The organism is Paenibacillus sp. JCM 9796, assembly GCF_055379675.1.
Genome location: NZ_AP043723.1, coordinates 1379764 through 1400474, shown reverse-complemented (window position 1 = coordinate 1400474; position 20711 = coordinate 1379764). Strand labels below are relative to the sequence as shown.

Annotated in this window: 21 protein-coding genes; 11 read left to right on the top strand and 10 right to left on the bottom strand. The window is 51.9% G+C overall.

Going from position 1 to position 20711, the window contains the following annotated elements; genetic code table 11:
- Nucleotides 1–90: 90 nt before the first annotated feature.
- Both ACZ439_RS06905 and ACZ439_RS06900 read right to left on the bottom strand, forming a co-directional pair.
- Nucleotides 91–1185, bottom strand: coding sequence for a zinc-dependent alcohol dehydrogenase (locus ACZ439_RS06905; protein WP_127609962.1), 1095 nt, complete (start codon nucleotides 1183–1185; stop codon nucleotides 91–93).
- Between the two features lie 67 nt (nucleotides 1186–1252).
- A complete protein-coding gene (locus tag ACZ439_RS06900) occupies nucleotides 1253–2533 on the bottom strand; it encodes a Rieske 2Fe-2S domain-containing protein (RefSeq protein ID WP_127609960.1) in 1281 nt (426 codons plus the stop codon).
- Nucleotides 2534–2781: 248 nt separating this feature from the next.
- Between ACZ439_RS06900 and ACZ439_RS06895 the strand changes: the two genes are divergently transcribed.
- Entirely contained in the window at nucleotides 2782–3027 is a 246-nt protein-coding gene (locus tag ACZ439_RS06895) for a hypothetical protein (protein ID WP_127609958.1), read from the top strand.
- A gap of 156 nt (nucleotides 3028–3183) precedes the next feature.
- On the opposite strand, the gene ACZ439_RS06890 is transcribed toward ACZ439_RS06895, so the two are convergent.
- From ACZ439_RS06890 to ACZ439_RS06870, 5 genes are all read right to left on the bottom strand, one after another.
- Complete coding sequence (locus ACZ439_RS06890; RefSeq protein WP_464620796.1) at nucleotides 3184–4428, bottom strand: MFS transporter; 1245 nt, start codon at nucleotides 4426–4428, stop codon at nucleotides 3184–3186.
- 494 nt (nucleotides 4429–4922) lie between these two features.
- A complete protein-coding gene (locus tag ACZ439_RS06885) occupies nucleotides 4923–6347 on the bottom strand; it encodes a SpoVR family protein (protein WP_054797542.1) in 1425 nt (474 codons plus the stop codon).
- Entirely contained in the window at nucleotides 6344–7504 is a 1161-nt protein-coding gene (gene yhbH, locus ACZ439_RS06880) for a sporulation protein YhbH (RefSeq protein WP_127609954.1), read from the bottom strand. The genes ACZ439_RS06885 and yhbH overlap by 4 nt, the downstream gene beginning before the upstream one ends.
- A 484-nt stretch (nucleotides 7505–7988) precedes the next feature.
- A complete protein-coding gene (locus tag ACZ439_RS06875; RefSeq protein ID WP_127609952.1) occupies nucleotides 7989–8084 on the bottom strand; it encodes a dihydroorotate dehydrogenase in 96 nt (31 codons plus the stop codon).
- A 327-nt stretch (nucleotides 8085–8411) separates the two neighbouring features.
- The gene (locus tag ACZ439_RS06870) at nucleotides 8412–8738 is read right to left on the bottom strand and encodes a spore germination protein GerPE (protein WP_054799991.1); all 327 of its coding nucleotides are present in this window, start codon (nucleotides 8736–8738) and stop codon (nucleotides 8412–8414) included.
- A 384-nt stretch (nucleotides 8739–9122) separates the two neighbouring features.
- Here ACZ439_RS06870 and ACZ439_RS06865 point away from each other — a divergent pair, with 384 nt between their 5' ends.
- From ACZ439_RS06865 to ACZ439_RS06850, 4 genes are read left to right on the top strand one after another with little or no spacing between them, the layout of a single operon-like run.
- Nucleotides 9123–10313: an MGDG synthase family glycosyltransferase gene (locus ACZ439_RS06865; RefSeq protein WP_464620795.1), complete on the top strand. Its 1191-nt coding sequence runs from the start codon at nucleotides 9123–9125 to the stop codon at nucleotides 10311–10313.
- Nucleotides 10314–10366: 53 nt separating this feature from the next.
- Nucleotides 10367–11668 (top strand): polysaccharide deacetylase family protein, encoded by a 1302-nt coding sequence (locus ACZ439_RS06860; protein ID WP_464620794.1) that lies wholly within the window; start codon nucleotides 10367–10369, stop codon nucleotides 11666–11668.
- Nucleotide 11669: 1 nt separating this feature from the next.
- Nucleotides 11670–12806 carry an MGDG synthase family glycosyltransferase gene (locus tag ACZ439_RS06855; RefSeq protein WP_054797540.1) on the top strand — a complete coding sequence of 379 codons (1137 nt, stop codon included), beginning with the start codon at nucleotides 11670–11672 and terminating at the stop codon, nucleotides 12804–12806.
- Nucleotides 12807–12828: 22 nt separating this feature from the next.
- Nucleotides 12829–14016, top strand: a complete 1188-nt coding sequence (locus ACZ439_RS06850; protein WP_464620793.1) for an MFS transporter — start codon at nucleotides 12829–12831, stop codon at nucleotides 14014–14016.
- 43 nt (nucleotides 14017–14059) lie between these two features.
- Here the strand turns inward: ACZ439_RS06850 and ACZ439_RS06845 are convergent, their stop codons facing one another.
- Nucleotides 14060–14266, bottom strand: a complete 207-nt coding sequence (locus ACZ439_RS06845) for a hypothetical protein (RefSeq protein WP_372814215.1) — start codon at nucleotides 14264–14266, stop codon at nucleotides 14060–14062.
- Between the two features lie 232 nt (nucleotides 14267–14498).
- Between ACZ439_RS06845 and ACZ439_RS06840 the strand changes: the two genes are divergently transcribed.
- From ACZ439_RS06840 to ACZ439_RS06830, 3 genes are all read left to right on the top strand, one after another.
- On the top strand, nucleotides 14499–14798 hold the full coding sequence (locus ACZ439_RS06840) for a hypothetical protein (RefSeq protein WP_054797538.1): 300 nt from the start codon (nucleotides 14499–14501) through the stop codon (nucleotides 14796–14798).
- A 138-nt stretch (nucleotides 14799–14936) separates the two neighbouring features.
- The gene (locus ACZ439_RS06835) at nucleotides 14937–15320 is read left to right on the top strand and encodes a DUF423 domain-containing protein (RefSeq protein ID WP_141335139.1); all 384 of its coding nucleotides are present in this window, start codon (nucleotides 14937–14939) and stop codon (nucleotides 15318–15320) included.
- A 172-nt stretch (nucleotides 15321–15492) separates the two neighbouring features.
- Entirely contained in the window at nucleotides 15493–17412 is a 1920-nt protein-coding gene (locus ACZ439_RS06830) for a putative bifunctional diguanylate cyclase/phosphodiesterase (RefSeq protein WP_127609940.1), read from the top strand.
- Nucleotides 17413–17461: 49 nt separating this feature from the next.
- On the opposite strand, the gene ACZ439_RS06825 is transcribed toward ACZ439_RS06830, so the two are convergent.
- Nucleotides 17462–17980: a hypothetical protein gene (locus ACZ439_RS06825; protein ID WP_127609938.1), complete on the bottom strand. Its 519-nt coding sequence runs from the start codon at nucleotides 17978–17980 to the stop codon at nucleotides 17462–17464.
- Nucleotides 17981–18146: 166 nt separating this feature from the next.
- On the opposite strand from ACZ439_RS06825, the gene ACZ439_RS06820 reads away from it, so the two are divergent.
- From ACZ439_RS06820 to ACZ439_RS06810, 3 genes are all read left to right on the top strand, one after another.
- Nucleotides 18147–18449 carry a YunC family protein gene (locus ACZ439_RS06820; RefSeq protein WP_054797535.1) on the top strand — a complete coding sequence of 101 codons (303 nt, stop codon included), beginning with the start codon at nucleotides 18147–18149 and terminating at the stop codon, nucleotides 18447–18449.
- A gap of 168 nt (nucleotides 18450–18617) precedes the next feature.
- Nucleotides 18618–19565, top strand: coding sequence for an alpha/beta hydrolase (locus ACZ439_RS06815; RefSeq protein ID WP_464620792.1), 948 nt, complete (start codon nucleotides 18618–18620; stop codon nucleotides 19563–19565).
- Nucleotides 19566–19583: 18 nt separating this feature from the next.
- Entirely contained in the window at nucleotides 19584–20297 is a 714-nt protein-coding gene (locus ACZ439_RS06810) for a FadR/GntR family transcriptional regulator (protein WP_054800001.1), read from the top strand.
- Nucleotides 20298–20331: 34 nt separating this feature from the next.
- Here the strand turns inward: ACZ439_RS06810 and ACZ439_RS06805 are convergent, their stop codons facing one another.
- Nucleotides 20332–20565, bottom strand: coding sequence for a Rossmann-fold NAD(P)-binding domain-containing protein (locus ACZ439_RS06805; protein WP_054797533.1), 234 nt, complete (start codon nucleotides 20563–20565; stop codon nucleotides 20332–20334).
- Nucleotides 20566–20711: the final 146 nt, after the last annotated feature.

The window sequence follows — 20711 nt, the reverse complement described above, 5'->3', positions numbered from 1 at the left end:
AGCGGAAATAGAAAAGCTTCTTTGGCAGAAAGCAAAGAAGCTAATCTTTATGATCCGAAACGTAACCATACCCTGGTCTTATTCCATAGCTTACAACCACGGAGAAACAGTAACTAACAACGGAGATGGTTCTCCTTCTCCTCCGGCCGTTCTTAAAGCTAAATCCGTATCGGATAATTTATAATTATGGGAATTCATGATACGAAGAGGAAATTTTCCAGAAGAGATAAACTCCACTGCCATTTGGACGGATTTATGACTATGTCCACGAACTCCTTTTACGGTCAACGTTTTATTGTAAATGATATCCAGATCGAATTCATTGAAAAGCTGATGTTTCAACGCTCCCAATAAAACAGTCCCCCGTGTCTTGGCAACCTTTAGAGAGGAAACCGCCGGTTCCTGTCCTCCGCTGGTTACGTCGATGACCAAATCGGCCATTTTTCCAGCGGTTATTTCTTTTACTCTTTGGACCAAATCCTCTGTGGAGACATTGATCGTATAATCCGCACCTAATTCACGAGCGAGTTCCAATCGTTTTTGACTGCTGTTTCTTCCAGTGACAATGACGATTTCGGCTCCGGCTGCCTTGGCTGCCAGAGCGCAAGCAAGTCCCTGTTGACCAGGCCCTTGTATAACAACCACGTCTCCAGGTCCAACACCGCCGATGATTCTCATCCACTCAAATCCGTTAGATAAAGGTAAGGTCAGGGCTGCTTCAACGCTCGCAACATGGTCAGGGATTTTGTGGATGACGGCCTGCGGATGCAGATACATATATTGACTGAATCCGCCATAGAGAGCTGGTTTGGCGCTCAACGGAGCAGCACCATATCGAATACCGCCTAATGCCGGGTTGGTCTCGGGACATAACCGGTAATAACCGGAACGGCACGATTCGCATTGCCCGCATGGAATGTATTCCTCCATCGCCACACGGTCTCCTGCTTTCACTCCCCACCGTTTGGAAGCCTTATCGCCAATTTTATCGATATGGCCGATGACATGATGTCCTAAAATCATCGGCTCTTTTAGGCTCTTGTAGTAGGATACATCCGTTCCGCAAACGCCGACGATTTCTACCTTTAGAATCCCGCTGTCGGATTCCACATGAGGTAAGTCTAATTCTTGAATTTCTGTATGTTTGACATCGGTCGCCACTGCGGCCCATGTTTTTTCGCTCATTCATTCCACCTCCCATAAATTCACAACGCATATATTTACTATGATTTGGCGGTGCTGCATTTCTAGATTAAACAGCCTCAAAATCTTTTTCAGCTAACTGTAAGGCGTCCTTCGCCCCTTCATGAAAAGGAATCCCCTTGGGAAGCAGTACAGACGCAGCACGAACCTTATGGCTTTCGGGATCCAATCCTGGTAACGGTTCCCCGTTTTCTAAACTTTTCACAGCGTTTAGCAGGCAACGGCGGGCTTTAATAATGGCAGTGTCGCTCGTTCCCAATTTTTCTTGTGAACGATCCACAACAGGTCCTGCACTCACTTGGACGGCATGATCCTCCATGCCGACACCGAAAATGCCGGCAAACGATTCGCCTCGCTTTTGCATATCCCGATCGATGAGGAAATGATTATCCGGATTGGCTTGTGTCAGGAAAGTGCCTGGAATTAACAGGGGGTGAATGCCTGCACCGGATTTCATCTGTTCAATTTCCTGTTCGGTCAGATCACGCCCCGGCGTCCAACTCCAGCTCCACACCCAACAATTTTCATCATCAATGGGCACCCAGGCATGCCCGCCGCGCGGAGCACCGCCGAAAGGAGGAATCATCGTGTACCAAGGCATAATAAACTGTGTAATCCTCCAATAAAAATGATCATCGTCCGCCGTTCTCCTTGCCCCGATTAATAGCCCGTAATCGGTATCCACGACTTCAAAACGCGGGGCAGCGTCTTGAGATAATAAGGACGTACTCTTACTCTTGCTGGAAACCCCCAAGCCGCCAACCGACCCCGAATGAAGGATGGATACATGACTGGAATCAATACCACCTTCCAACGCCTGAAAGTAATTGCATTGTTGAATTTTTTTCGAAATATACCGCTGACTATCGGAAACCAACATCCACTCCTGCTCAGGCAGCTCGGGTTTATCCTCCGGTTTCCCCATATATGTCCAAATCACACCACCGCGTTCCTCACAAGGGTACGATTTAATTTTGATATTCTGTTTAAAATTGCTTTCCGGCGGTTCGGACGGCAAATCGACACAGTTTCCGGCCGTATCGAATTTCCATCCGTGATAGGCGCATCGAAGGCCGCATTCTTCATTCCGGCCATAAAACAGGGATACTTTTCTATGTGGACAATACTCGTCAACTAGACCTATTTTCCCGGTAGTGTCACGGAAAGCGATTAATTCCTCGCCTAACAGCTTGACCCGTACAGGCGGACAATCCGGATAAGGAAGCTCCTCGATCATAAGCGCAGGAATCCAGTATCTTCTCAGCGTCTCTCCCATAGGTGTTCCGGAACTCGTTTTTGTTAAGGTTTGGTTGTCTTGAAAAGATAACATGTTCAATTCCCTCCTGGGTTTGATGTTTGATAATCACATTGTCACGCAACAGGAGAGCGTTTTCAAATTGATTGTTTCTATCCTACCCATACAAAACGTTAATAATATCATTTTGTACTATTTATGTTTTATATAGCTTACATTAAAATCATTAATTTGAAAGGCTAGGAATGTTATATATATAATCAAAGTGTGAACAATGACGTGACTGAAGTAATCGTATGATTTTAATGAAAGAGGGTTAGCACATGATGAATGATAAGGAATTCGAAGAACTGATTTTGAAATGTTATAGAGGGAGAACCGTTGCGATACTCGGTTATCAAGAACATGAAGGACGGCAGCGGGCAGGCTTTTTAAAAAAACATGGAATCGATGTCGTTATTGGCCTTCGACTCGGCGATGAATACTGGGAACAAGCCGAAAGAGACGGTTTTACGGTGTTGCCCGTTTGGGAGGCGGCGGAACAAGCTCAAGTAGCTCAAGTCTGGTAATATTCAAGAGAATACATATAAAAAAGAGTGCAAATCAGTCAATTGTTGCAGGATAGGGGGGGCCATAGTGCCCCCCCTTTATTTACTTCAGGAAGATGGAAGACAAAAAGAGTCACCGGCAGGTGACTCGCTTAACTTTTCTTATGTTAAGACGAATTAAGAAATTTTTTGAGCCTCTACAAGAAGGGCCGTTTCCTTGGTATCGACCTTATCCGCCACTGTTTTTTTCTCCACTTTTATGAGGATTGTAGCTATTGCACCTAATAATGGGCCTGCAGCCAACGTCAAAAAACAATAAAAATAATTTTGTGTAGCATCAATGACAGCGCCTACAGCTAATGGGGCTGTTAAGGAACCAATTTGCCACATTCCATTCACTAATCCTGATGTCGTCCCTACAAGTCTCCTGTCTACCAAATTATAAATGATGGTTTGTAAGACAGGGTAAAAGGCATAGACACAGATTCCCATCATTGGAGCTATGAAGTATAAAATCGATATATTTTGATTAGCTCCAAACCACGATAATACGGGAACTGCCAACAGAAGGATACCAACAGCTAAAGATTTACGATCTAAATAGTCTGACAAGAATCCGGTGAGGGGCTTACACAATAGAGCAGCGGTTCCAAAGAGGGACATAATGGCACCGGCTTCTACAAGAGACAGATGCAATGATTTAATAAGATACGTATTTGCCCATGTGGCTGTTCCCACAGTAGCCCACTGTCCGCCTAAACCTGCTATACCCATTAAAATAATATTTTTATTTTTTAATAGGGAAACAATATCATGCCAACTTGTACTTTGTTTTTTGGAAATTTGATGGACGGGGGTACGTTCCTTGAGTAAAAAATATCCCAATATTAAGCCAATGAAAGGCAGCGAACCGGTTATTAAAAAGGCTGTACGCCAGCCAAATCCATGGGCGACTGAGGGCACAAACAAATTGACCAATGAAATACCAAAGGAGGTGGAAGTCATGAAAAAGCCCATTGCAGCCCCGCGTCTTTTTTCAGTAAACCAATCTGTAATAGCCACGATACCAGCTGAAAAGATAGCTCCGGAACCCATTCCCGCAATGAATCTAACTATAAAGGCAAGGCCGTAACTATGAACAAACGACGTTAAAATGGTGAAAAAACCGGTTATGAAAAAGGAAGTGAGTAACATTTTACGATATCCATATTTGTCTGTTAAATACCCGCCTGGAACCTGAGTAATGACATATCCGAGATAAAAAGCTGTCATTAAGCTTCCGGCTTGAGCTGCATTTATACCAAGGTCTTTGGATGCTAGTGGTATAATTGGAGCCCATGCCATTCTGTCCATATAAGAAAATAAATAAGCCAAAAACGCAATAAATAAAACCTTTATAGCAGATATCACTTCTTTGTTCATTTTTTCAAACCTCCTATTTTAGGTAGAACTAATTTCCAGGGCGGCTCGTTTGATCCATGAGATGCGTGCTAGTGTATGAGACCTTTATTTAGATAACGCTTACAAAACAGCGCTTACAAGCAGAATCACCTTCTCTCAACATACGAATCATTCCATATTTTCGAACAGCTACAACATTATTAGCTATTGGTTATTTATTTTAAGATTATGTAATATGAAGTCATTTTACAAATTGATTGTTTCTATGAAACCCATTAATATCATTAATGCGGTCAGCCTGCAGCTCCGTAGTATTTTCAAGTTACGAAAAGGTTTCAGGCAACATGAAACAGCCTTGGTTCAGTGGAATACCGGACCAAGGCTGCTTCGAGCATTTTTCAGTTATAAAACGGTCTGCTTGACGGGGGGAACATCCGAATACCGAAGCCGGCTTGAAGCTGCCCAGGGCTTTTATAATGTTCGGGTCTTGACTAGTGACGCCTTCGGCTCCAGGTTTACAAAAATTTTCTGTTATGCTTCTTCCCGTCGTAGCTGAACAACACGGGCTTTTCCTCGATCGTCGTCTCGAGATGCACCGGTTTGCCCCAGAGCCGATGAATGTACGGGAGCGTCCGTTCGACATATTTCAAATCGAGCTCTATGCCCTCATAGTTGTGCTGCAAGTACAGCTCGCCCGTCCGGTTGAAGTCGCCGTCCTGCACGACAATGTACGGGAAGCCGCCGTTGACCCGGGAGTAGACGAGCTGATCGCGGATGTTTTCCCACGACTTATCGGTAATTTTCCATTCCGGCCCCTTCTTCTCGAACACATACAGGTCCAGATCGTCGCAAAGCTGCTTTGTCATGTAGTTGCGAATGAACGAAAGATCGGAATCGAATTCCCGCACCTCGAAAATTTTATCCCGTCCCCGACCGGGCTCCCGGCCTAACCGTTCCCGTTCTTCCTGGGTCGGATGATCCCACCGCCGCTCGATGTCCTCGAATATTTTCAGGCCCAGGTAGTACGGGTTCAGGCTGTGCCGCGAGGGGATGACAACCGACGAGTTCAGCTTGGAATACTCGATCGTTTCCGCGTCCGTTAAGTCCAGCGCCCGCATAATGCGTTGATGCCAGTAAGATGCCCAGCCTTCATTCATGATCTTGGTCTCCAGCTGCGGCCAGAAGTACAGCATCTCGTCGCGCAGCATGGTCAGAATATCGCGCTGCCATTCTTTGAGGTAAGGGGAGTACTCCTCGATGAACAGCAGCAAGTCTTTCTCCGGTTTGGCCGGGAACTTCGAGGGAGCCTCCTCGGCCTTGGACTGGGGCTTCTTCGGTTTATCCAGATCCCACAGATCCTCGTAGCCGAACGTTCGTTCTTTCCGCTCCTTGGCGGGAGCGCGATCCGCTTCGGCAGCGCCGATACCGCGGTACGGCTTGGTAAGCGACGGATCGACGTGCTCCTGAATCGCCAGAACGGCGTCGATGAACTGCTCGACCTCCTCGTTGCCGACCTCGATCTCGTACTGCCGGATGCGCTCCGCCGTTGCGGCCATGCTCTCGACCATGTTGCGGTTCGTTTTGGAGAAGCGGAAATTGTTCTTGAAGAAGTCGCAGTGCGCGAGTACGTGGGAAACGATCAGTTTGTTCTGAATGAGCGAGTTGCCGTCAAGCAGGAAGGCGTAACACGGATCGGAATTGATGACGAGCTCGTAAATTTTGCTGAGCCCGAAATCGTACTGCATCTTCATTTTATGAAACGTTTTGCCGAAGCTCCAGTGACTAAAGCGGGTAGGCATTCCATAAGCGCCGAACGTGTAGATGATGTCCGCCGGACAAATTTCATACCGCATCGGGTAATAGTCAAGCCCGAAACCGTCGGCGATTTCGGTAATTTCGGCAATGGCATACTCCAGCTGCTTCATATCGTCGCTAGTCATTGCGCCAGGCTCCCCTCCAATCGTTTCGGGAAGAAGGTGCGCAGCGCTTTATACACTTCGCCCTTCTCGCGAATGACATAATGAACAAATTTCGGGTCATGCAGGTTCCGGTAAGCCGACATCAGCGTACTGCTGCGGTTATACTGGTTGACCTCGCCGTAGCCGAACAAATTGCATCGCTTGACGAGCTCGGTGATCAGCTTTACGCAGCGTTCGTTATCGGAAGTCAAATTATCGCCGTCGGAGAAATGGAACGGATAGATGTTGTAACGGGCCGGCGGGAAGCCGCGATCAATCAAATCGACTGCCAGCTGATAAGCTGAGGAGCAGATCGTGCCGCCGCTTTCTCCTTTGGTGAAAAATTCTTCCTCCGTTACGATCTTAGCCTCCGTATGATGCGCGATAAAGACGATTTCGACATGCTCATATTTCGTCCGCAGGAAGCGGGTCATCCAGAAGAAAAAGCTGCGGGCGATATATTTTTCGAAGGACCCCATACTGCCGGAAGTATCCATCATCGCAAGAATCAAAGCGTTCGATTGCGGGGTAACAATTTCCTCCCACGTGCGAAACCGCAGGTCGTCCGGACTGATGCGATGAATCCCGGGGGAGCCATCGCGGGAATTTCGCCGCAAGTTCTCCAGGATGGTGCGCTTTTTATCGATATTGGACATGATGCCTTTCTTGCGTACATCGTTAAAAATAATTTCCTTGCTGACGACGTTTTCCTTTTCTTTTTGCTCCAGGTTCGGAAGCTCCAGCTCGTCGAACAGCATCGTCTGCAGTTCTTCCATCTGAACTTCGGCATCGTAGTAGTCTTCTCCGGGCTGGTCGCCTGCGCCTTCTCCTTTGCCGGGTCCTTGAGCGGCTTGCGGGTCTACGCCGAGAACGTCTCCGACCTGGCTGTCACCTGTCCCTTGGCCGACATGTTTACTCTTGTTGTAATTGTAACGAAAACGATATTCGTCCAGACTGCGGATGGGCACCTTGACGATTTGCTTGCCGTCGGACATGACGATGCTTTCATCGGTAACGAGATCGGGCAAATTTTGCTTGATGGCATCGCGGACTTTTTGCTGGTGCCGCGTCTGATCTTGGTAGCCTTTACGATGCAGCGACCAATCCTCGCGGGATACGGTAAACATAGGTTCTGACATGCGGGACACCTCCTCAAAGTTTTGCGTAGCAAAACGATTTCGTAAGCTTAGGAAACCGGCATCGAAAGCGTGGGCGTTACTTCGTCCAAGCGTGATTGGTGAAACTAAAAAAAGTGCTTATTACTAAATATATTCAAGCAGGACGGGGATATGTGAGTGGGGATCCGTCTAATTTTGAGCCCTATTCTCATGCTGCAAGCCGCAGATCGTTCATGTATGCAGGCTGTATGCCGCTGCAAATAAAATCGAGAAGGAGCTGTGCAATCCGCCAGCCCCTTCACCTTCAATTATTTCTAGCTGTCGTGTTATCTTTGACGTCGGAGATAAAATAATAACGGGAATAAGATACCTCCTTCTGCTTATTGCACCTGACCAGCCAACTTGTACACTTTTTGGTCAGATGAAAAGGAGCTCGAACGAGCTCCCTCAACATTTCGCCTTCGGATTGTCCGGAAAGAAGACTTTTCACATGAAGAATGGATGATTAGATGACGATGGCAACGGAAACGATGACCAAAAGGATAAAGAGAACAAGGATGACGCCAGTCGACGTGAAACCACCAAAACCTATGTTACTCATACTTTTCACCTCACTTTACTCGAACTGGATCTGATTTCCTCCGGTTAACAAAACCACAAAATAAACAGGACAAGGAATTGTGTCTGTCGTTACGACTACCCGTCGTATAACCTGCACGGCTTCCTGCTGGATGTCCTGTCTGCAATGCTTCCTTCCGCTCCAGCTACTGCATTCTATGAAAGTTATCCGGCTCCAGATTGGACAGTTCAAAGAATGTGTTCTTGTAACGCTAAACGATATGGTAAAATAGTATGAAGTGGAAATTTTATCCAAATTCAAGTCATCAAAGCCCGCTCCCCGAAAGAGCAAGCATCAGGGGGGGCACGATTACTGTTTGTCCGGCTGGGGCGTCAACCGGACCTTGCGCATGAAGGCTTCCAGTTCGATGCGGACGTTCGATCCGACCTGGAATACAGAGGACTCAGCCAGATTCAACACGCGAGCCCGGTTCACCGCAATAACCGAAGCGCCGTTACGGACATTCAGCGCGACGCTCTCGTCTGCCATGATCCGTGGGGCGCTTCTTGTCCATGCCGGATTTTCCATGAAGTCTTCGCGATGTGGAAGAGGAGCGGCTGGACGGCTTGCTAACAGCAGATGGACATCCGCACGAATAAGACCGGTATCCCCGCATTGAAATACAGCGCTATCCATGATTGTTTCCGCCGTGATGTGTCGAACGCAGGAAGTTCGCTTCATCGGCAGGCTCCTTTTCGCACCAAGAGTTCGTTCCGACTACAGCTGGCATTTCTAACACCCGCCCACCAATTAATATCGTTACCTAACTGTATGCAGCCGCAGGTCCAATTGCCACCTTAAAAAGACAATAACCCTAAAAACAACCGGGTTGTGCGATCGCTGCACGATTTTCCATGAAGCCCAAGGGGAACCGTGTCCTCGGTCAAACCCGACTTTGGTCTAGGTCAAAAACTGTTCGCGGGTCCGTACTTCACGAAGTCATAAACATGTAATTTTAGTAATGAAGTATTTTACAGCTCCGGAGATGGCTACGTATCGAATAGGAGAGGGGCATGGCTCATGAAAGGCGAAGGCAAGGAAAAAATACTGATGCTAACCGGCGCCTTGGGGGACGGGCATAATCAGGCGGCCAGGGCGATCCTCGAAGCTGCAAGGGCGGTACGTCCCGATGTAGAGGTCGTAACGGTCGATTTCCTGGAATGGACGCATCCGTACTTGCACGGCGTCGGTAAATTTTGTTATTTGCAAGGGGTCAAAAGCTTGCCGTCCGTATACGGTTACTTATATCGCAAAACGCGCAACGAAAATACGCTTTCCAACTGGTTCAAGCGCCTGAAATCGTTCAGTGTCCGGCGGATGCTGAAGCTGCTGCGGGACGTTCAGCCGACGGTGGTGGTTTGTACGTTCCCTTCCGCTGTGGCGGCGATGTCCATGGTGAAGATGCACGGCTTGACCGGCGTGCCGACCGTGACGGTACTGACCGATTTTACCGATCACAGCTACTGGATACATCCCGGCACCGACCGGTACTTGGTTGGCTCCGAACAGGTGCGGGCATCGCTGCTGCGGCATGGAATCCCGGAATCCCGCATTGCGGTAACCGGCATTCCGGTTCGATTGTCGTTCTGCCAATCATGGAACCGTACGCGGTTAATGGAACGTTACGGATTCGACGATTCGATCCCGACCGTGCTCGTCATGGGGGGAGGCCACGGCTTTATCGGCAAAGAACTCGTCTCCATGCTGGCGGCCAGGCCCCAAGGTCAGCGGCCTTCCGCACGTTTCATCATCGTATGCGGCCGCAACGAGAAGCTGCGTCAGCAGTTGGAGGAGGACCTTCGCGGCGCCGGCGGTCAGGTCCTGGTCACCGGATTCGTCGATCATGTGCACGAGCTGATGGCCGTGTCCGATCTGATTGTAACGAAGCCGGGCGGCCTTACGGTGTCCGAAGCGCTGGCCATGGAGCTGCCGATGCTGCTCTATAAGCCGATCCCGGGACAAGAGCAGGATAACGCCTCGTATCTCGTCAAGATGGGGGCGGCGGTGCAGGCCAAGGATGCCGAACAATTGTCAGCTTTCCTTTCTCATCTAATTATGGATAAATCCTCCTTATTGGCGTTGAAAAAAATGGCAAAGCTATGTACCATGAAGGAAGGTGCGATCAATGCGCTCCATTCGATTCTCGCAACCCAGAATTACCACGTTCCCGTTTGGCAGGAAAGCCGGCAAGCAGTCTATGCGAATGCTTGAGGAGATGCGTTATTCCTGTGCAACGGCTGGGCTGTTCACAGGAGGGTTACTGCATGGAGAAAAAGCTGATAGTGGGCTTGATGGTTTTTACCGCCTTGTACATGATTCTGCCCTGGATCATGACCCGGGTGATGGGCATCGGTGTGTTTCGCAAAGGGACCGGCGAGAAGGAAGTGGCCTTTACATTCGACGACGGTCCGGATCCAACGTATACCCCGCAGCTGCTGGATCTGCTCCGTAAGCATCAGGTGCAGGCGACCTTCTTCGTCCTGGGATCCAAAGCCCGGAAGCATCCGGAGCTGATCCGTAGAATGCACCAGGAAGGACATTTGATTGGCATTCACAATTACGAGCATCTATCCAATTGGCTGCTCCCGCCATGGACAGTGCAGCGTCGTCAGGTGAAGCGTTCTGCGGATATCTTGGAATCGATTACAGGAGTAAGACCGACGCATTACCGCCCGCCTTGGGGCATTATGAACTTGTTCGACTATTGGCTGCTCCGGAAATTTAAAATCGTGCTCTGGTCGGTGATGGTCCAAGACTGGCGAAGTCGTATCGGCTCAACACGAATGAAATCTGTACTGCTCGAGCGGATCAAGGGCGGCTCCGTCGTGCTGCTGCATGACAGCGGAGAGACGTTCGGCGCCGATCGGGATGCGCCGCTCTATATGCTGGAGGCGCTGGAAGAAGTGATCGTTGAGCTTACCTCGCGCCACTACCGTTATGTCAACGTCGATCAGATGGCGCAAAGCGGAGCGGTCGCCGGCTTCGCGAAGCGAATCGTCGTCGCGCTATGGATGTGCTGGGAACGCGGTTTTGTGAAGCTTATGCGGGTGAAGCCCGTCGATCACGATAATACGCTGCTGCAGCTGCGCGTCACCGAGTACCGGGGCAAGCAAACGATCCATTTGCCCGATGGCGAACGGATCGAGCAGGGCGACCGCATTGCGGAGCTGCACTTGGATAATCATTTGTTGTATCAGCTCGGATCGAGCGCCACCAGCACCGTTCATCTTGCCATCCAACTCGTGCGGCGAACGGAGTTGTTAATGCCGCAAATCATTCGGCTGCTGCAGACCGACCCCGACTATAAGGACGTTAAAGGGCTATACGGGATCAGCATCATCCACCGGGGAACCCGAAAGCTCGGTTTTACGGTTCTCGACTTGCCGAAAGGCATTTTTTCTTCCTTGACCCGAGTATATTTGCGCCTCCTGTTATACATTGTACACCCTCAGGGCAAAGACCGATTAAAGACGAAATCGGACTTGCTCGTACCGAAGATTGTTGCGATTTCCAGCAAAGAACTCATGAACCGCTACATCGCTCTAGGGCAGAAAGGTGTATCCTGAGATGCATAAATATCGCAAGCTTTTGATTCTGACAGCCAGCTACGGCGACGGACACATCCAAGTGTCCAACGTGCTCAAGCATAAGTTCGAGCAGAACGGCTTCCAGAGCGTCAAACTGATCGACTTGTTCGAGGCAGCGCACCCGCTCATGAACACGATCACGAAGTTTCTGTATATCAACAGCGGCGCTTTATCCGCCATCGGCCTCGATTATTACGGATGGAGCTACTATTTGACGAAGAATCTGAAGCAGGACAGCATGCTGGCCAAATGCTTGAACGTTCTTGGCATTCAGAAGCTGATGAAGGTGATCTTACAGGAAAAACCGGACGTCATCGTCAGCACATTTCCGTTCGGCGGCATATCCGACCAGTTGAAGCGCCGCGGCATGTCGATTCTGACGTTCACGATTTTAACCGATTTCGTCTTGCACAACCGCTGGTTGTACTCGATTCCGGACCGGTTTTACGTAGCGACGGAGGATCTGCGCCGGGAGATGATCGAGCGCGGCATTCCGGGCGACATCATTACCGTCAGCGGCATTCCGATTCGCGAGCCGTTCTATGAGACGTCCCGGCCGCGGGAAGATGGCGAGTCGGAGCCCTCCGTGCTGATCATGGCGGGAGCCTATGGCGTACTGCGCGATCTGAAGAAAATAACCGGGCAGCTGTTAAGCGCGGCCGGGGTGCGCATTCACGTCGTTTGCGGCAAGAACGATAAGCTGAAGAACGAATTGCAGGCCAGCTTCGCGGCGGACCCGCGGGTGCGCTTATACGGCTTCGTGGACGATATTCACAAGCTGATGAGCCGCTCTTCCTGCATCGTGACGAAGGCCGGCGGCATCACATTGTCGGAAGCGATTCATATCAACGTCCCGATCATCATCTTTAAACCGTTTCCGGGGCAAGAAAAAGAAAACGCGAGTTACCTTTCCGATCAGGGCGTGGCTTTGATCGCGAACGAAATATCGGAGTTAACCCGTCAGGCGAAGGCGATCTTGACCGACGAAAAGATGGCGAATGCGATGAAAAACCGCGCACGCTCGCTGCAGGCCGGCTATGCCGCCAACCGGATCGTCGAAGACGTGTTCCATAGGTTGATGGTGATAGAGAGAACGAGACAAGGCTCAAGCGCGTAAGTTTCGCTAGATGGGGGACGTCATGAGATCATTACAAGCGGTTTTGCAGTCCGCTTCCTTTATTCGCTTGGCCCTGGTGTTGTTTTTTATCGAAGTGGTACGGAGCGCTTTCATTATTTCTTTCCTGCCTGCTTACGCGGCCGACCGTCTCGGCCTTTCCGTCGCGACGGTCGGGCTCGCCGTCTCGGTTCATTACGTGGCCGATACGGCGGTCAAATGCGTCGCCGGTTATTTGCTCGATCGGCTTTCGCCGCGGGTGGTCCTGCACGTGTCGTTGTGCCTCGCATTCACCGGGCTGTGGCTCTCGTTCGTCAGCGATCAGCCGTGGATGCTGATCCTGGGCTCGGCGCTGATGGGGCTGGGCGTGTCCCCGATCTGGCTCATCTGCCTAAGCTCGATTGAAGAAGACAACCGTGGCTCGCAGATGGGTACGATTTATACGGTATGGCTGGCAAGCCTCGGGCTTGGCCCGGTCGCGGTCAACTTCGTCATCGACAACGGTTACGGGTTGACCTTCTGGCTGCTCGCCGCGATCTTCGCTGCCGGTTGGGCGGTCGCGATCGGCTGGAACATTCAAATCAAGCCGATACCGAGCTTTACGTTCAAGGAGCAAATGGCGCAGCTTCATCTCAAGCTCGTTGCCATGAAGCCGCTCGTACCCGGCATGGTGCTGCAGACGGCTGCGGCCGGCCTGCTCGTGCCGATCCTGCCGACCTTCGCCCATCAGCACCTGGGTCTCAGCTACTCCCACTACTCGCTTGTGCTCATAACCGGGGGCGTTGTGACGACGTTGTGCCTGATACCGATGGGCCGATGGTCTGACCGCTACGGTCAGAAGCGTTTTCTCGTGCTGGGCTTCAGCGCGTTGGCGGTAGGGATGGCCGGACTGTTGTTTGCCTCGAATCTCTATGCCGCCATGCTGCTGGCTGCGCTTCTGGGCGGCTCCTACGCCGCCGTACTGCCTGCCTGGAATGCGCTCATGTCCTATTTCGTCCCACCCGATCAGAAGGGAATGGGCTGGGGCGTGCTGTCGAGCATCGAGGGTCTTGGCGTCATGATCGGGCCGCTCATCGGCGGCTGGTTGGCCAGCTTGTATAACGAGACGGTGACGGTCGTCACCAGCGCCTGTTTGCTGGCTGTTATCGCGTTGTTTTACATGTGGATGCCGCTCGCGAAACCGTCTGCGGCAGGAGGCCGGGCGGAGGGATAAGAAACACCGGCAGGCTGCCCGGCTATTGGGGTTCCGGCTTGGCTCACACGTACGATTTGCCCTTGGTCAGTATGCAGGGAACGCCTTTGCCGACGGCGCCGGGCTGCGACATTTTCTCCAAATAACGAAGACCTCGTTCGCATTTGCGGCAGCGGGCGCAAACGTCGGACAGCACGACCTTCATATTAAATTGATTTTTGTCGACGGACGATACGGGCGTCTTTTTTTTCGATTTGTTGTTTTTGCTCATGACATTCATCTCCCAAGGCTTGGTTGTAGCATTGTATGAAGCGGATAAGGCTTTTGCCACGGGGGTGCGGGTTTGGGGAATAAAAAATTTACACAGATTGTACGTGGTCCCAATGTCCAACGGCTCTTCTTTTTCGACAGCGCCAGCAGGAGTTTTGGCGCATGATGTCGTACTATTTCCAGTAGGGCTTGAAAGATCCGATTGCGAAGGCCCGGCCGGAGGAGGACGACTTATGAAGTTTACCATTTGCCAGACGGTTACTATCGTGGATATGAACGAGGAAATAATGGCCGAAGTATTGTTTGAACACGGGGAATTTGAGATCCCTGCGCTCGCCATCGGTTCCTCGGTCGTTTCTTACCAATTGGGATTGAAGCAGTTTGAAGTGGTGTATGACAAAAGGGAAGGCAAGCGTCAACGGTTCAAGGTGGTCGACATTGAGATCGACTTGATCCAACAGCCGGCATCTACGCGTGCGTTTCTTGAGCCCGTCACCTTAATCATCGGTCAACACGACATCGGCCTCATGTAACCTTGCTTTCACTCCGCACATGCGCTCCCGCCCGCCGCCGCTCTCCATAAGGCGCCGGGCGGGATTTTTTCATAAAAGGTTCATTTGGCACTTCGGGCAATATGTTCTATGATAAGGAAGAAGCGGAGGTGAACAACGATGAACAGAACGTTTGTAGGGCTTGGGGCGATCTGCGCCTTCTTGTCTGTGGCCTTTGGAGCGTTCGGCGCCCATGCGTTGAAGAAAGTGCTGACGGCGGACATGCTGGCAAACTACCAAACCGGAGTGCAGTATCAAATGATGCACGCGCTCGGTCTTATCGCGGTCGGCTTGGCGTTTGCTGCGATTCCTGACAGCCGTCAGCTTCGGTGGGCAGGCTGGTTCATGTTTGCGGGCATTGTTATATTTTCGGGGAGCTTATACGTATTGAGCTTAACGGGAATTAGAACGCTAGGGGCGATTACGCCGATCGGGGGCGTAGCTTTTTTGCTGGGCTGGGGAATGCTGGCCGCGGCGGTCTATCGAAAAAAATCGAACATTTAACCTATTTTTTCGGCGAATTCGCCGATTTTTTTATGTATAACGCCACAAAACTTGTTATTTTTTGTCTGATGGGCAGGAAAACCGGTGATTGTCGTAGAAATGTTCTCTAAAGACCTATATCGGCGCAGGTCGTCATGGGTATAACGACGCATGCGTATAAAGGGGGACGTCCATGAGTAGGACAAACGAAGCGGGGAATGCAATTTATCGGCATCAGTACGGTCGTTACTTCATAGTGGTTTTGGGCTTTGCCGGGATGAGTTTCCTTGCCTCCGTGTTCCTTCCTCCCCCCATCGTATGGTTGTTCAGCGGCGTAACCCTCTTCTCTGCGCTCGGTTTCTGGCGCATGTCGGCTGCCCCCGCTGCGGGGCATTTGAGCGCAGGTCAAACGCCCGGGCCGTTACAGGCCGTCCAGGAGGCCCAAGAGCAGCTTGAAGTTTTGGGGGCGTTATACGCCCATAACCCCAGCGGCATCGCCATTCTGGACGGACAGGGCTGCGTCGTTCGTTTAAACCCGTCGGCCGAGCAAATGCTGGGCTACCGCGAAGACGAATTGAAGGGTCGATCGATTGCCGAATTCCTGGCGTCCGACCGGATCAAAACAGCGGCAACGCTTTTCGCGGAAGTGCTGAAAGGCACGCCGAGGTCGTTCAAGTCGGCTGTCATTCATAAAGAAGGGTACCGCGTCGATCTCGATACGACGGCCGTGCCGATTAAAAGCGGAGCGGGTGTGAAAGGCATCCTCGTCATCAGCACCGACATGACGGCTGCCAGACGCTCGGAAGAACAAATTCGCCATATGGCTTACTACGATGATATGACCGGGCTGCCGAACCGGCGCCTGTTCGTGCAGCAGCTGGAATCGGCGATGGCTGCCATTACAATAAGCCATAACCGGCTCGCTGTTTTTTTCACCGATATCGACCGGTTCAAAATGGTTAATGACGGCTTCGGCCACGATTACGGAGACATGCTGCTCCTTCAGGTGGCGGAGCGGTTTACCCGCTGCTTGTCGGAGAACGATTTTATGGCCCGGACGGAAGGCGACGAGTTCGCTTTGTTCTTTAACGGGCTGGCGCCGGGTAACGAAATTGAGCAGGTGAGTGTCATCGCGGATTCGTTGACCGGCGTATTGGAGGAGCCGTTCATGCTGGAGCAGTATCAGGTCAACATCACGGCCAGCATCGGGATCACGCTCGTCTCCGAGGACGAGCGAAGCGTCGAAGAGGTGATGAAATGCGCCGATATGGCGCTCACCCGGGCCAAGGAGAAAGGCCGCAATAACTATCAGCTGTTTAACAGTCAGATGAAATCCGCATCGCTGGAGAAGCTGACCATGGAGCAGGAACTTCGGCGCGCCATCGCTAAAGACGAGCTGGTGCTGTATTACCAGCCGCAAATGGACATCGCCTCGCAACGCATCGTCGGCTTCGAAGCGCTCGTCAGGTGGGCGCATCCGGAACGCGGAATCGTTTCCCCGGGCCACTTCATTCCGTTCGCGGAAGAAAGCGGTTTGATTGTGCCGATCGGCGAGTGGGTATTGAAAGAAGCGTGCCGGCAAAATAAACATTGGCAGGAGCAAGGCTACAGCCCGCCGCCGGTGTCCGTCAATTTGTCCACGCGGCAATTTTTGCAGCACAACCTGACCGGCAAAGTGGCGGAGGTACTGGAACTGACAGGCCTCGATGCGGCTCAGCTGGAGCTGGAAATTACGGAGAGCAGCACGATGGACGTGGAATATTCGATCGATCAGCTGCACGAGCTGAAGAACCTAGGCGTGACCATCAGCATCGACGATTTTGGGACGGGATACAGCTCGCTTTCCTATCTGAAGAAATTTCCAATCGATAAGCTGAAGATCGATCAATCGTTCGTTCGCGATATTATGACCGATCCGAACGATGCGGCGATCGTCGCTTCCATCATTGCGATGACGAGACATATGAAGCTGAAAGTAATCGCCGAAGGCGTCGAAACCGAAGAACAGCTTCAATTTCTGTATCATAACCGGTGCGATGAAATCCAAGGCTACTACTTCAGTCCGCCGCTCAGCGTCGAGGCCGCGGAATTGTTGATGAAAGAACGCATGTAAGCGAAGACGGCAGCCGAAACCGGCTGCCGTCTTTGTTCTTCCGTATCAGTTAGCTGATTTCGAAGTCGTCGATCTCATTGATTTGGAGCAAGTACACCTTTTTCTCGTCGACGTGGTAAACGGATAAGTTGCCGCTAGGCGGGTCGATGTTGATAATGCGGCAAGGCATGCTGAGCTTTACGCCTTTCTCTTTGACAATGGACAAGCGCAGGAGCGAATTGTTCTCCTGACACTTCTTCATCTCCTCCCAGATGGAACGGTGGGGATCCGATTCCGCCCGGCGCGCCCCCTTTGCGCCCGGCGTTTGCGGCGCTTCCGTATTCTCCGGCGGCACCTTTAGATGTGAAGCCGCCGGGAACGGCTTCACATGCCGCTTCGAGATCGCTTCCTTCAGGGCGTACTCGATCTTTTTTCCTAACTCTACGCCCTCTTTCACTTGATAGTCTTCGACTTTATCGGAATTCAACAGATGCAGCAGCGTCTCCAAGGCCAGCCCGTTGGTTTCTTCCTCAATGAGGATATCCACTTTGAATAAAAATTTCCGTCTCGGCTTTTGTGGGTCATCCATATTGGCCGTACCTCCCAATTGCTTTCATCTGTACTACTATACCATGTTTTGACGTAAGGCTGTAGATCTATGGACAAGGCTCACACCGCGTGTGAGAATCATGCACCGAGGGGGCGTCTGCATCATATAGTGATAGCATATTGATCTTGAGGAGGGGTGCTTGATCATGATGCGAATGGAACCGGTTGAGGTAGGCGGCCGCACCGCACTCGCGATCGAGGTAAAGCTGCCGTTAACGACCCTGTTGGCCGTCACGACCGACAAGGGATATATCATGTGCGGTGCGCTCGACGTCGACTTGCTGAACCGGAAGCTGAAGGAGCGGGGCATCATTGCAGGGCGGGCGACGGGCGTTCGCACGATTGAGGAACTGCTCGAATCGCCGCTCGAATCGGTCACGTATAAGGCTGAGGAGCTGGGGATTACGCCGGGGATGAAGGGCAGCGATGCCGTTGCACTGATGTTCTGAACGAAGCGGGGCTCGCCATTCGACGGATGGCCGATCAACGATTGCGTAAGTTCCGGATACTTGGGGCAGTTGAGCTGTCCCTTTTTCTGTTTTCCGATTTGCCGTGGGGAAGGAAGCGTTCTATAATGGGGTCAGCAAGTCACGGAAGTAGAGAGCGGAGGGTTCTTGATGATCAGTGACGACTTTACATTCAACGATACGGAGGGCGTGCTGATTACGGTGCATCGTTGGCTCCCTGAAGAGGGAGCGCCGGTTAAGGCCGTTGTGCAGATTGCCCACGGTTTGGCGGAAAGGGCACAGCGATACGCTCGTCTGGCGGATAAGCTGACCCGCTCGGGCTATGCCGTTTATGCGAACGATCATCGGGGGCACGGCCTGACGGCCGGGACCCCTGACCGGGTTACGCATATCGGCCCGAACGGCTTTGACCGGATGGCCGAGGCGATGGTGCAGCTGACGGACCGTATCCGTCTGGATTATCCGGGGCTTCCGGTCTACGTGCTCGGGCACAGTATGGGTTCTTTTTTGACGCTGCTGTACATGGAACGTTATCCCGGGAAGGCGGACGGCTTCGTCTTGTCGGGGACGAAAGGGAAGCAAACCATCCTGCATGGCCTTGGTTTCGCACTTGGCGGACTGTTCTCGGCCCTTCAAGGGGGGACGCACCGCAATCGCCTGCTGAACTGGCTGACGACGGGGCAGCACAACCTGCCGTTTCGCCCGAACCGCACCAGGCATGATTGGTTAAGCCGGGACGAGGCGGAGGTCGATGCCTATGCCGGAGATCCGCTCTGCAACGCAGCGGCTACGAACGAGTGTATCCGGTATATGATTAAAGGGCTGCTCGACGCCCATCGTCCCGAACAACTGCGGTGCATTCCGAAATCGCTTCCGGTGTATTTGTTTGCCGGAGAGCGGGATCCTGTCGGCGGTATGGGGAAATCGTTCTTATGGCTGGTGCGCGAGCTCCAGAGCCAAGGGCTTCACGACGTGAGCTATAAGCTGTATCCGGACGGAAGGCATGAGATGCTGAACGAAACGAATCGGGAAGAAGTCATGGAGGACTTGCTGCAGTGGCTCGAAGCCCGCGTGAACGCGGTAAGCGCAAGGCCGTAAGGAAGGGGAGTGCGGGAACTGGACGTTCAGAAAATATCGACGCGAAAAATATACGAGGTCATAGCCGATCAAATTAAAGCGCAAATTACGGGCGGACAGTTAAAGCCGGGAGAGAAGCTGCCTTCGACGAAAGAATTGTCGGAGCTCTTTCAAGTAGGCCGTTCGACGGTCCGGGAAGCGCTCAGCGCTTTAAAAGCGATGGGACTGGTCGAAGTCCATCAGGGCGAAGGCAGTTACGTGCGGAGCATCGCTTCCGAGGATGTCGGCCTGCCGGAATGGAATGCGCTGCTCATGAACCGGGAGACGGTTCTTGATCTGATCGAAGCGCGCAAGGCGCTCGAAACGTCCAATGCGGCGCTGGCGGCGGAGAAGCGGACGGAGGACGACCTGCGCAGGTTCGAATCGATTTTGCAGCGCATGGAGCGGCATCTGGGCGATGAAGAGGAGGGGGAACGGTCCGACATCGAATTTCATCTGGCGCTTGCGGAAGCGACGCATAATGCGATCCTGGTGCGGATGATCGATTCCATCTCTTCGCAGATGCAGCTGGCGATTCGGGAGACGCGCCGGCTTCAAATGTACGGAAGCCGCGCCGTCTCCGAGCAGCTTTGGCGGGACCATCAAACTGTGTATGAAGCGGTGAAGAGGCAGGATGCCGAGGAGGCCCGCGAAGCCATGCGCCGCCATTTGTTTCATGTCGAGCGGGGGCTCGTGCCGTATTTGAACAAGTAAACCGGCGAAGATCGGTACGTTCGACCGATCCTTCTTAGGAGTTCCGTTTCGGAAAGCCGAAGACGAGCAAAACAAAGCCGATCAGGCCAAACAACCAGACGAACAGGTTGTCGGTTAGTTGGGGGTAGACCGGCGAGACATCATAGCCTCCGCTCCGGCCGATCGTCGGCAAGTAGGCCGCGACTTTCGCGGCGATCCGTTCGGCTGTGTAAAAGGCGCCGGAGACGATCAAAAACAACGCCCAGCTTTTGTAAAAGTCGTTACCCATGGACAGGACTCCTTCGGCGTTTGCTGGATTACTCTTACATGGACGGTAATTGATGGACAAAAGTTGCGAAATGGAGGAACGCGGCCTTCTCAAAAACCAACTTATCTGATAACCTGATAAGTGTACGGCGAGTTCACTCGAAAAGG